This is a genomic window from Nostoc sp. 'Peltigera membranacea cyanobiont' 210A (assembly GCF_002246015.1).
In the GTDB taxonomy this organism is placed as follows: Bacteria; Cyanobacteriota; Cyanobacteriia; order Cyanobacteriales; family Nostocaceae; genus Nostoc.
In genome coordinates, this window is sequence record NZ_NOLJ01000007.1 from 165120 (window position 1) to 177961 (window position 12842).

At 39.4% G+C, this 12842-nt stretch carries 11 protein-coding genes and 1 riboswitch; of the genes, 8 read left to right on the plus strand and 3 right to left on the minus strand.

The window, feature by feature from the left end:
- Positions 1 to 62: 62 nt before the first annotated feature.
- From CDG76_RS22835 to CDG76_RS22850, 4 genes are all read left to right on the plus strand, one after another.
- A complete protein-coding gene (locus tag CDG76_RS22835) occupies positions 63 to 1421 on the plus strand; it encodes an NAD(P)/FAD-dependent oxidoreductase (protein ID WP_094351212.1) in 1359 nt (452 codons plus the stop codon).
- Positions 1422 to 1606: 185 nt separating this feature from the next.
- On the plus strand, positions 1607 to 2842 hold the full coding sequence (locus tag CDG76_RS22840) for an LL-diaminopimelate aminotransferase (protein ID WP_094351213.1): 1236 nt from the start codon (positions 1607 to 1609) through the stop codon (positions 2840 to 2842).
- A 131-nt stretch (positions 2843 to 2973) separates the two neighbouring features.
- Complete coding sequence (locus CDG76_RS22845) at positions 2974 to 4443, plus strand: AAA family ATPase (protein WP_094351214.1); 1470 nt, start codon at positions 2974 to 2976, stop codon at positions 4441 to 4443.
- A 2-nt stretch (positions 4444 to 4445) separates the two neighbouring features.
- Positions 4446 to 5396, plus strand: a complete 951-nt coding sequence (locus CDG76_RS22850; RefSeq protein ID WP_094351215.1) for a hypothetical protein — start codon at positions 4446 to 4448, stop codon at positions 5394 to 5396.
- A gap of 48 nt (positions 5397 to 5444) precedes the next feature.
- Here the strand turns inward: CDG76_RS22850 and CDG76_RS22855 are convergent, their stop codons facing one another.
- On the minus strand, positions 5445 to 6785 hold the full coding sequence (locus tag CDG76_RS22855) for a voltage-gated chloride channel family protein (RefSeq protein ID WP_094351216.1): 1341 nt from the start codon (positions 6783 to 6785) through the stop codon (positions 5445 to 5447).
- A 95-nt stretch (positions 6786 to 6880) separates the two neighbouring features.
- A riboswitch (Fluoride riboswitch) is annotated at positions 6881 to 6965 on the minus strand.
- 87 nt (positions 6966 to 7052) lie between these two features.
- Here CDG76_RS22855 and CDG76_RS22860 point away from each other — a divergent pair.
- Positions 7053 to 9122: a potassium channel family protein gene (locus CDG76_RS22860; RefSeq protein ID WP_190240948.1), complete on the plus strand. Its 2070-nt coding sequence runs from the start codon at positions 7053 to 7055 to the stop codon at positions 9120 to 9122.
- An 82-nt stretch (positions 9123 to 9204) separates the two neighbouring features.
- Here the strand turns inward: CDG76_RS22860 and CDG76_RS22865 are convergent, their stop codons facing one another.
- Positions 9205 to 10398 (minus strand): MFS transporter, encoded by a 1194-nt coding sequence (locus CDG76_RS22865; protein ID WP_094351492.1) that lies wholly within the window; start codon positions 10396 to 10398, stop codon positions 9205 to 9207.
- Positions 10399 to 10472: 74 nt separating this feature from the next.
- On the minus strand, positions 10473 to 10676 hold the full coding sequence (locus CDG76_RS22870; protein ID WP_223265339.1) for a hypothetical protein: 204 nt from the start codon (positions 10674 to 10676) through the stop codon (positions 10473 to 10475).
- A 128-nt stretch (positions 10677 to 10804) separates the two neighbouring features.
- Here CDG76_RS22870 and CDG76_RS22875 point away from each other — a divergent pair, with 128 nt between their 5' ends.
- The 3 genes from CDG76_RS22875 (at position 10805) to CDG76_RS37575 (ending at position 12774) form a co-directional block, all read left to right on the plus strand.
- On the plus strand, positions 10805 to 11356 hold the full coding sequence (locus CDG76_RS22875) for a Chromate resistance protein ChrB (protein WP_094351217.1): 552 nt from the start codon (positions 10805 to 10807) through the stop codon (positions 11354 to 11356).
- 271 nt (positions 11357 to 11627) lie between these two features.
- Positions 11628 to 12497 carry a zinc metalloprotease HtpX gene (locus CDG76_RS22880; protein WP_094351218.1) on the plus strand — a complete coding sequence of 290 codons (870 nt, stop codon included), beginning with the start codon at positions 11628 to 11630 and terminating at the stop codon, positions 12495 to 12497.
- 124 nt (positions 12498 to 12621) lie between these two features.
- Positions 12622 to 12774, plus strand: a complete 153-nt coding sequence (locus CDG76_RS37575) for a hypothetical protein (RefSeq protein ID WP_190240949.1) — start codon at positions 12622 to 12624, stop codon at positions 12772 to 12774.
- Positions 12775 to 12842: the final 68 nt, after the last annotated feature.

Here is a 12842-nt window from a genome sequence, read left to right on the forward strand (position 1 = left end):
CAATTTTGATACAAATCTGTTAAGAATAGTTACAATAGTCGGCATACACGATAATATTTCTTATGGTAAATTCACTTGACAATAATCCACCCCATAAAGTAGTAATCGTTGGCGGTGGTTTTGGTGGACTTTATGCAGCAAAAACACTCGCCAAGGCGGCAGTAAACGTTACTCTAATCGATAAACGTAACTTTCATCTATTTCAACCCCTTTTATATCAAGTCGCCACAGGTGCGCTATCTCCTGCTGATATCTCCTCACCGTTGCGTTCTGTACTCAGCAAGAGCAAGAATACGAAAGTGCTGCTGGGAGAGGTGAATAATATCGATCCAGAAGCGCAGAAAGTGATTGTGGGCGACGAAGCAATAGCTTACGATACGTTAATTGTCGCCACAGGAGCCAAGCATTCCTACTTTGGCAAAGATAACTGGGAAGAATTCGCCCCAGGCTTGAAAACAGTAGAAGATGCCATAGAAATGCGTAGCCGGATTTTTTCAGCCTTTGAAGCCGCAGAAAATGAAACCGATCCAGAAAAACGCCGTGCTTGGTTAACTTTTGTAATTGTGGGTGGTGGCCCAACAGGTGTAGAGTTAGCTGGTGCGATCGCAGAATTAGCAAACCAAACTCTCAAAGAAGATTTCCGCAACATCGACACATCAGAAGCCAAGATTTTGCTATTAGAAGGGCTGGATCGGATTTTGCCACCCTTTGCACCAGAGTTATCACAAGAAGCAGAAGCATCCTTAACGCGGTTGGGTGTGGTTGTCCAGACAAAAACACTGGTAACAAATATTGAAAACGATACTGTTACCCTCAAACAAGGCGATGAAGTTAAAGAAATTGCCTCAAAAACGGTATTATGGGCAGCAGGTGTGAAAGCTTCGGCAATGGGCAAAGTGCTAGCAGAACACACAGGTGCAGAGTGCGATCGCGCTGGACGGATTATTGTAGAACCTGACTTGAGTATTAAGGGACATCCCAATATTTTTGTAGTTGGCGACTTAGCGAATTTTTCTCATCAAAATGGTAAACCGCTACCCGGTGTTGCACCTGTAGCGAAGCAAGAAGGTGAATATGTAGCAGAACTAGTCCAAAAGCGGCTTGCAGGTAACACTTTGCCACCCTTTGCTTATACCGATCATGGTAGTTTAGCAATGATTGGGCACAATTCTGCTGTGGTAGATTTGGGCTTTACCAAGCTGAAAGGTTTCGTTGCATGGCTGTTTTGGCTATTTATTCACATCTACTTCTTAATTGAATTTAACAACAAATTAGTAGTAATGATTCAGTGGGCATGGAGCTATTTCACCCGTAATCGTGGAGCAAGATTGATTACAGGTAAAGAATCAATTACGGAGTTTGTCGTTAGCGATCGCAACAGTTACACCTCAACCGATAATAAACAGCCGATAAATGTCTGATTGGACATTGGGCATGGGGCAGAGGGGCAGGGAGCAGGGAGCAGAGGAGAAAGAGATAATTCTTTGATTCTCCCCCTTGCCCCCTGCACCCTGCTCCCCTGCCTCTTCCCCACTCCCCACAACAAAGTTATCGCCCTCATAAATTAGCAGTAAGCTATTTGAGGGCGTTTTTCATAATCTACATAATGGCAACTATTAACGACAACTACCTGAAGCTGAAAGCGGGTTATCTGTTTCCAGAAATTGCTCGGCGGGTGAATGCCTTTGCAGAAGCGAACAGTAATGCTAAAATCATCCGGCTGGGCATTGGCGATGTTACCGAACCTCTGCCAGAGGCTTGCCGCACAGCGATGATTAAAGCTGTGGAAGAAATGGGCGATCGCAATACCTTCAAAGGTTACGGCCCAGAACAAGGCTACGCTTGGTTACGAGAAAAAATTGCTACTCAAGATTTCCAAGCACGCGGAGCCGATATAGATGCATCGGAAATCTTTATCTCCGACGGTTCCAAGTGCGACACAGGCAACATTTTGGAAATCTTTGGTCATGACAATATAATTGCCGTTACTGACCCAGTTTACCCTGTGTATGTAGACACTAACGTGATGGTTGGAAATACTGGGGATGCTAACGATAAAGGCGAATTTGAGGGTTTAGTTTATCTACCAATTACGGCTGATAACAACTTCACCGCCGAGATTCCCTCAAAGAAAGTAGATTTAATTTATCTCTGCTTTCCCAATAACCCCACTGGCGCAACTGCTACCAAAGAATATCTCAAAGCATGGGTAGACTATGCCAAAGCTAATAACTCGATTATTTTCTTTGATGCAGCCTACGAAGCTTATATTACCGATCCTTCGCTTCCTCATTCAATTTATGAAATTGAAGGTGCAAGAGAAGTTGCGATCGAATTTCGTTCTTTCTCTAAAAACGCAGGTTTTACAGGAACCCGTTGCGCCTTAACTGTGGTACCGAAGACACTCACAGCAAAAGCCGCCGATGGTTCCGATGTCGAACTGTGGAAACTCTGGAATCGCCGCCAGTCTACCAAATTCAACGGTGTTTCTTACATCATCCAACGCGGAGCCGAGGCAGTTTATTCTGAAGAAGGACAAGCACAAATCAAAGGATTGGTGAATTTCTATCTCGAAAACGCCAAAATTATCCGCGAGAAACTCACAGCCGCCGGATTATCAGTTTATGGAGGTGTGAATGCACCTTACGTTTGGGTAAAAACGCCTAATGGTTTATCCAGTTGGGAATTCTTTGATAAGCTGCTGCAAACTGTCAACGTTGTCGGAACCCCTGGTTCTGGCTTTGGTGCTGCGGGTGAAGGTTACTTCCGCATTTCGGCGTTCAACAGCCGGGAGAATGTGGAAGAGGCGATGAAGCGGATTGCCGAGAAGTTTAAGGTTTAAGGCATTTTTTGCATTAAGTCTGACTATCTTAGTTAAACTCAATCTGGAAGTCTCAAATATTAGGGTGGATACTGCCCACCCTATTTGATAATCCAAGATAGTTAGTATCAAGTTGGCAATAGGAGCTTTTTATGAAATTACTACGAGTCCAAGTTCCAGATTTTCGCATTTTAAAGAACGTTGATATAACTTTTGAACCAGAATTTATCCCCAGTATTTTTCCCCTTGGAAGTCAAAATGGTGGTGGTAAAAGTACACTTTTGCAATTAATTTTTATTTTATTGCATTGTTCTAGTGATTCCGAGAAAAAAGATTTCGTGAAAAATATACTTTATGGATTTACGATTAATAACAATTCTAACAAAAGAGTATTAGCCATAATTGATATTTGGAATGACGATAAAATTATACAGCTTGAATTTTTATCTTATAACGACTCTTATCTGAGGGAGCTATTAATATCAAATGACAAGACTGAAATTGACAATGATAATTATCGACAATTGTCTGTTTCATCAAATAAATTAGATAGGGTGATAAATAAAATTTCAACTAATGAAAAGGAAATACAAGATTTAGAGAGAGCTATTATTAAATTAGATAATGTGAGGAAAATTGAGAGTAGTGAGGAAAGACGTTATGTATTGGGAGACTTAAAGCAAAGACTTCAAAGATTTGAATTTAGAACTCTAAGATTACCAATAGCAAATATATCTATAGAAAGATTTCAAGATGAAGTTCAAACAAGACTCGATATATCTAAATTAAATCTAGAAAAATATTATGAAGAACGTGAGCAGCTTGAAAGTATCTTACAAAGAGTTTTAAAATATTTGCAATTAGAAAAGCTACTATATATCTGTAATTATTCAGCTAATGGTAATAAAGATGAAGAGGAAGTTTTACTTTGCCATATCGATAACATAGACATGAACGAAGTAGAAACATTTATGAAAGAGTTATCACAAAAAATATTTCTTGCGGCTCCTTCTACCCAAGTTTTTCTTTTTAATTCTAAAGAATCTAGAAAACTCTTATTTAAAGAGCAGGATAACGAAACTGACTACTATTCACAGCTTAAATTAGCCAAATCTAAACTATCAGGTTTTTTTACCTATGATTTTCTGGCTGTAGATATCCTTATTGAAGCCTTTAAGTCTGCTCGAGATAAAGACTTTGCAGAAGCTATAAAAAAAGGGGAGTATGGTAATAGCTATAAAGCACTAATAAATGATTTAAATATAATAATATTTAATAAAAAAATAAATATAGATACAGATTTATCAGGTGTCAGTTTTAAATTAGATAAAGATGGTTTAGAGCTATATCCCGAAGACCTCAGTCATGGTGAGTTGAAAAGATTGAGCATTTATATATGGATAAAGTACCATAATATAGAAAATGCAATTGTACTCATGGATGAAATTGAAATAGCATTTCATCCAGATTGGCAATATCAAATAATTGCAGATATCAACCAATGGGCACCAAGTAATCAATATATTCTTGCAACTCACTCATATGAGTTATGTCAAGCTCTTACACCTGCTCACGTTAAGGAACTAGAACCAAAACTTTTAAAGCCAGAAGCTAAAAATTAAATATGAGTCTTAAGCCGGAACAACTAAAACAACATTGTGAAATAATAATTGGCTCTCGTAGAATTAAAAATAAGATCGTTGTACTGTGCGAAGGCGAAGGTGGTATTTGGGATACTGAAGGCAGACCATCACCTCAGTCATATCGCAAGATGGAACAGATGCCAGATTCCAACTTTTACAAGGCGTGTGTTCCAAAATCATGGAGTCAATATCGACCAGAGTTTTTTAACTGCGGAGATCGTAAAGATGTATTAGATACATATTTTACTCTTTCAAAGTTACATGATGAAAATAAGGATAACTCTTATTTAAGTTTAGAAAAACTTTTTGCAATTGTAGATGTTGATCTACAAACACAAAATATAACAAAAGAATATAGTTATATTTTTTCAGATACAGAAGCAATTTTCTGTGATCTTTATACAAAACTCAATATAAATGAAGAAAATGCAAAACAGCATCGTATATGGGTTACGGGTTTAATACATAAAGAAGCATATTTTGTCATACCTGAATTACAACCAATATTTGATACTTTTTCTACACTTTATAATAGTAATTCTCTACTACTTAGAGAGATTTATCTGACTATGGCAGATGCTATCATTACTGATTCTGATTTAAAAAGCAATTTATCAAAAGTATCTAATCGCATTAGTCATTGCTCTGGATTAGATTGTACTGCAATAGATAAATTGAGAGATTCATGGAGAGAACAGTTTGAAAATGCTCAAGATGATACTCAAAAGAATGAGTTAATTTTAGCTTTATTAACACTTAAAAAAGCTAAGTCTTACTGGAACCAAATTCAACCACCAAGTGACTGGACTTCTTCAGTTCAGACATTTAAAGATCAACTATTGTTAGAAATAGGAAGATTTTATTCAGAACAAAGTAATGACACTAAATATCATATTCCTTGCTTTTTTAAAATCTTAAGACAATTTGCTTAATAGCTCTAACAGATAAATTATTTTAGTGGTTCTAATTGCGTCTATAAATTATTTTTCAGAATTACTTATTTCTTCTTCCCCATCATCAGGTAAATCAATTTTTTGCTCAACTTTTGCTCGTCCATAATTAGCCAAAGTCACCCCTTCTTCTAAATATACAGCAGAGTATTTGCTCAACCCAATACGCTGTGCAGAGTAAATTCCTGAATGACCTGAAAATAAATAGCTCACTATACAGCCAATACCAATAAATACCCCCGATTCCAGACCAAATAGTTCAATTCCCATTAAAGTTGATGCTAAAGGTGTATTTGCTGCACCCGCAAACACACCCACAAATCCCATTCCTGCTAAAAGTGGTGCAGGTAATGCTAAAAGCAACGACAAAGCATTACCTAAAGTTGCACCAATAAAAAACAAAGGGGTTACTTCCCCGCCCTTAAAACCTGCTCCTAGAGTTAGAGCAGTCAAACCTAATTTGGCTGCAAAATCCCAAGGAGGTAGCTGAGTGAAAAAAGAATCAACAATAGTAGGGATACCAAGCCCAATGTATTTAGTTGTACCACTCAACCCAACAATTACTGCTATCATTGCACCGCCGATAAAAGGACGCATTGGAGGATAAGATATTTTTGCTTTAAACAAGTGGCTAATTTGGTGAGTTACTTTAGCAAAGAATCTTGCGACTATTCCAAAAATTGCACCTGCGATAATGGCAGAAATCAGCCCCCAAATTGTGAGCGTTGGTATTAACGGAGCGTGTCGGTATGGTGTATGATTTAAACCCAATAGCAAGGTTACTTGATTTCCAACGATCGCAGCAATTAAAGAAGGAAAAAGAGCGTCGTAATGAATTTTACCAATTGCTAAAACTTCCAGACCAAATACGGTTCCAGCTAAGGGAGTACCGAAAACGGAAGCGAATCCCCCGCTGATACCTGCGGTTAACAAAATTCGCCGATTAGCCCCTTTAAAATGTAATATTTTAGTTAACTGGTCTGCCAAAGAAGCACCCATTTGCAATGCTGTACCTTCACGACCGGCTGAACCACCAAAAAAATGGGTAAGGTCTGTTCCTAGTAAAACTAGAGGAGCCATACGGAAGGGAATAATATTTTTAGGATTATGAATTTCTTCCAGCAAAAGGTTATTTCCGGCTTCTACAGTCCGCCCAAATTGATGATAAATCCAACCACTCAAGAAGCCGCCAAGGGGAAGCAAGGCGATAATCCAGCGATGTGATTCCCGCCAATCAGTTGCCCATTCCAATGATGCTAAAAGCGCCGCCGAAGCTGTTCCAGCAAGAATGCCGACCACAAAAGAAATAGGCAACCACTTGATTAGATGAGGTAAGGCAATAAATGGTTCAAACTGACGAAAGTGTTTCATACCATGACTCCTTGAAGTGCGATTTGTAGACAAATACTTTCTACAGGAGAGTCAGGTAATGCATTTAGCCAAGCCCTACTCTCCCGCAGTCAGCAAGGAAAGTAGGAGCCATCAGCCTTCCAGAAGAGAGTTTATCGCGCTGGAAAGGCGGTTTTGGCGAGCTCCATCGCCGTTAATTATCTAATTAATAGTACCATTTTTGCTGTAGGTCAATATCTTTGGTATTCTACGATATAGATAAATCATGTGTATCATTGGCGGTATTATATGCTGCCATCATCAGAAACTAATTATCAGCCTGTTAAAGATTCTCAAACAAAACTAGATCGGTTTTTAGTTTGTGGGCTAGGAAGTTTGGGTCAGCATTGTGTTGCAGTACTGAAAGAGTATGGTGCTATTGTCAATGCTATCGATCAAGAACAACCCAAAAATTTGCAGGTATCAAATTTATCCAGTTTATTAGAACATTTATTAATCGGAGATTGCCGTCAATCCAGTATTTTAGAACAGGCAAATATTTCTCAGTGCCGAACTGTACTTTTAGTTACTGGTAATGAACGGGTAAATATAGAAGCTGCTTTTGCCGCGAGGCTTTTAAATCCTCAAATTCGCTTGGTTGTACGTTCTGACAAACAAAATCTCAATGAACTTTTAAGTCAAACTCTTGGTAATTTTATTGCCTTTGAACCGAATCAAATTTCTGCTTCTGGCTTTGCTATCGCAGCCCTTGGAGATGATAATCTCGGATATTTCCAACTGGAGGAACGCCAATTTCGGGTAGTAAAGCGTCAGATTAAAATGAGTGATAACTGGGGCAATAAATGGCGTATACACGAACTGAATACCTTGTATCGTCGGGTATTAAATCACGCTAATGATTCATCTCCCTTGCCTAAAGAATTTCATCAGTGGGAACCAGAAGCGACGTTACACCCAGATGATACGATTATTTATATCGAAGTCACAGAGCAAGTTAAAAGTTTGAAGCAACTTGCTACTGTGCGTAAATACAACTGGCAGCAGTTATGGCAAGAAATTGTATTAGGCAGAGCTTGGAATAATTTCAAATATAAAATAACATATCTCTCGCGAAAATTATATCGTTATCAGAGTTTGCGGGTGGCAATTATCTGTGGAATTACAGTACTTTTTCTTTGGTGTTTTGGAACAATTATCTATATCTTAAATTATCCTGGAAGTAACATATTAGAAGCATTTTATGCTATTGCTATCTTACTTTTAGGAGGATACGGAGATATATTTGGCGGTGTGAATTTTAAAACGCCACCAGAGGCAGCGGAAAATATGCCAGGGTGGTTACGATTGTTTAGTCTCGCACTAACTTTAACGGGTATAGGTTTTGTTGGGGTTTTATATGCGTTACTAACTGATGCTTTGTTAAGTTCAAGGTTTAAGTTTTTCAATAGTTACCGGCCATCAATCCCCCAAAAAGACCATGTTGTTCTGATTGGATTAAATCGAGTTGGCCAGCGAGTCGCGGCTTTATTACAAGAATTTAAGCAACCTTTGGTAGGTATTAGCACCACAGCACTAAATGCCGATTTTCTCAACAAAATACCACTGATTATTGATAATATTGCTGATGCTCTAGGCAAGGTGAATCTTGCTAATAGTAAAAGTGTTGTTGTCGTTACGGATGATGACATGGAGAATCTGGAAATAGCTTTGATGGCATACGCTAAGAGTCCTAACACTCGTGTGATTATTCGGACTTATGACCAATATTTTCGTGATAACGTCGCACGCTTGTTTCCTTATGCTCAAGTTATTTGCACCTCTGCAATTTCAGCAGAAGTATTTGCGGCTGCGGCTTTTGGAGAAAATATTCTCAGCTTGTTTAATTTCGATACTCAAACTATTTTGGTAGTAGAGTACACGATTGAAGCTGGAGATACACTGAATGGATTACTATTAGCTGAAGTTGCTTATGGTTATGGAGTTGTACCAATTTTATACCAAAACCTGAAGCGATCGCCTGTTAAGTTAATGCCTGCCGATCATACACAACTTGCTGTTGGCGATCGCCTGGTTGTTCTGGCAAATAGCAATAGCCTCCAGCGGATTGAGCGAGGTGAAATGTTTCCTCGCAATTGGCAAGTGCAGGTTGAGAAAGTTTTAGCTCAAGATGCGATTTTTGATGGTGCAAATGAAATAAGTATAATATCGGGATGTAACATTGGCACAGCTAGAGAGTTGATGCATAATTTGCCTGGACTGCTACCAGTAGCATTATATAAACAACAAGCTATGTTACTGGTGCGAAGACTCAGTAAATTAAGAGTTACAGCCAGGGTGCAGCGGCTTGTTGAGAATTAAAATTTTATTAGAATAACTAACCGCAGAGGCGCAGAGGACACAGAGAAATGAGAGTTTGAAAGATATTTTACGTAAGTCCTAGTTAGATTTGTAAATATTTTTTTCTATTAATTACCAGCAATAAGACAGCAGCGATCGCAAACAAGCTTCCAGTTATAAATGTTGCCTCTGCTCCCAGTGTTTGCCACAATCCACCAGCTAGCAAACTGGCGGGTAAAAGCGCTAATCCTATAGCCAAGTTGAAGAATCCAAAAGCAGTGCCGCGCAGATTTGCAGGTATACTATTTGCTACTAGCGCCAACAGCAATCCTTTACTCATACCTAAATGCAGACCATAAAGGGCAAACAATCCCCAGACTTGCCAAGGTGTCTGCACGAAAGCAAAGCCTAGATAGACTAGAGCGTATAGGAAAAATCCGCCTAATAATAACCCAAATTTACCTATGCGATCGGAAAGTATTCCTATTGGGTAGGCGCTGAATGAGTAGGCGATGTTCATCACCATTAATGTCAACGGTATGAGTGAAGCTGAAATACCTGTTTGTTCAGCTCGCAGCAATAAAAAAGCATTGCTGGAGTTGCCTAAATTGAATAGCAGCGCCACTGCTACAAGTACCCAGTATCCTTGACCTAAACTGCGTAAAGCTTCCCATTGCAGAGGATTGCTTCGGTTTTCTTGAGTTTCACTTGTTGGTTCGCGCACTCCCACTGTTAATAAAGCCACTGCGAAAAATCCAGGGATCAGTGCTAACCAAAAAACTAGGCGGAAGTTGTTTTCGGAAGCAGTCATCAGGGCAAATGCTGCCAAAGGCCCCAAAAATGCTCCGATAGTATCGAGGGATTGACGCAATCCATAAGCTGCACCGCGTACCTCTGCGTTAGTTGAATCGGCAACCAAAGCATCGCGGGGCGCTACCCGAATACCTTTGCCAATGCGATCGCCAAATCGAGCTATTAACACCCCAGTTGGACTGGTAGCTACAGCAAATAAAGGTTTTACAAAGGTTGATAATCCGTACCCAAACACCGCTAATCCTTTACGATGTCCCAAGTAATCACTCAACACTCCCGAAAAGACTTTTAAAATTGAAGCTGTTGCTTCTGCAATACCTTCAATGATGCCGACAGTCCAGATATTCGCCCCTAATACTGACACTAGAAATAAAGGCAATACAGAATTAATCATCTCGGAACTAATATCTGTCAGCAGACTGACAAACCCCAAAACCCAAACAGTCCGAGGAATTTTCTGGACGAATTTATCTTGTACCTGCATATTGCCTGTTTCTGCTACATCTATTATGTACACTTCTACAGCAGATTTATTGGCTGCAAAGATTTTTGAAAATACTACATCAGTTCTATAATTCTTGAGAACCAATAGGTGATTTCTGCATCGCTGAAGGTAGTCAATCGGGCAATTTCTCTCGCCATCTGATAGACTTTCTCACCTTGAGGATGTTGAGCCAAACCAGCATGATTCAGTAAAACAGTTTTCAAATCCCCTGGATATGCGGGTAAGTGACAATTCCCCAGAGGTTCCATCTTTTGCATAATGGGACTTCAGTCAATGCTGCCAACTTGATAGTTCAGATTCATAAATTATTCTAAATGCAACAGATGTTTCATTAATCAACTTAACAATAAATTAAATCTAATGCAACACTTGTTACAATGCCTCTATGGATAGAGAATCTTGGAACCTATTAGTCTACAAAGTACCCGCACAGCCTTCGACGCAGCGGGTGTATGTTTGGCGTAAACTTAAGGGATTGGGCGCACTTTATCTACAGCAGTCGGTCTGCTTGCTACCACAGCGAAAAGACTTGCAGAGCCATTTGGAAGAATTGAAAGCGAACATTATAGCAGGTAGCGGTGAAGCAGATTTGTTAACTATTTGGATTGATGAACCTGAGCAAAATGCTATGTTGATAGAGCGTTTTCAACAGCAAGCAGACCAAGAATATGAAGAGTTTTTGGGGCAATGTCGAGATTTCCATAGCGAATTGAGCGAGGAACGGAAAATAAATAATCTCACTTTTGCAGAACTAGAAGAGAATGAAGCGGAACTAACGAAACTGCGTTCTTGGTTGCCAAAAATTAGCGATCGCGATTTGTTTGATGCCCCAAAATACTCACAAGCCACTGAAGCTTTGAAGGCGTGTGAATTAGATTTTCAGCTATTTTCCCAACAAATATATCAAGCACAAGGAATAGACTCAGAACCTTTATAAGTAAATGGATCTTAACTAATAGTTAGGCATAGCTCAATCTAAGCATCACACTTGTAATTTCTGCCTAGATAAATAATTTATTCCTATAGATAGATGCGTTTTTAGTATCTATAAATATTAATTCTATGACTAAAACTTAAGTAGGAAAACCGTACTTATCTGATAGGTTTTCTGTACCATATATCTAAGTTTAGCTGGATAAAATCAAAATGTAGCTGAAGTAATGCTGTTTTCTCAAAAATTTACACAGCATTAGCAGGAGAGCAAAAACATGACAAATCAATTGAAAACGGCTGCTTTGCTAGCTGCACTAAGTGGTCTTTTGATAGCAATTAGTTACTGGATAATTGGCGGTTCTAGTGGTTTGATTATCGGCATTGGCTTGGCAGCAGCAACAAACCTGTTTTCCTGGTATCAATCAGATAAAATTGCGCTAGCAGTATACCAAGCACAGCCGGTAAGTGAAAGGGAAGCACCAGGACTTTATCGGATGGTGCAGAGATTGAGCGATCGCGCTAACATTCCTATGCCTAGAGTTTATATTGTTCCAAGCCAAGGCGCTAACGCCTTCGCAACAGGGCGCGATCCCGAACACGCTGCTGTGGCTGTCACTGAAGGTATTTTAAATATATTGCCAGACGATGAACTTGAAGGTGTTATCGCCCACGAGCTAACCCATATTATTAATCGTGACACCCTCACCCAAGCCGTTGCTGCTACTGTGGCTGGTGCGATCTCATTCTTAGCCCAAATGGTTAGTTACAGCCTATGGTTTGGCGGTGGTTCGCGAGATGACAACAGAGGTGGAAATCCAATAGGAGTTTTATTAACAGTCATGCTTGCACCTGTGGCTGCGACAATTATTCAGCTAGCTATTTCGCGCACACGAGAATTTTCTGCTGATGCAGGTTCTGCGAAATTAACTGGTAATCCCCGCGCCTTAGCTAGGGCATTGCAACGCTTAGAAGCCTCAGCAAAGCAAGTACCTTTAAATGCCAATCCAGCTTATGAGCCGTTATTAATTATTAATTCCATCTCTGGACAGTTTCTGGGTAACTTATTCTCCAGTCACCCTGCTACAGAAATGCGAGTTGCAGCATTACTAAAATTAGAGCAACAACTGCCAACAAAAGCTTATTAGTTAGTCATTTGTCATTAGTCATTTGTCCTTTTTGAAATTAACAATGACTAATGATTAATCATTACAGGGTGCAGTTTTTAAAGAATATATAGATACTGCAAATAATATTGAAGGAAAGAAACTGATGCAACGCGATCGCTTAGAAAACTCTTGGGCGGTAATTCAAGATGAAGCCGAGAGAAACTGGCACTTATTAATGAAAGACGTAGTAGACTTCAGCTTTCGCGTGCAAAAGGCGGCTATTGCTGCTTGGGAAACCTTTAACATTCATTGCTGAGAGAGAATTTTTCATTAGCCCAACAGATTGCCTAGAGCGTGTTTTCAAACTCGTTGTATCCTAAAAAA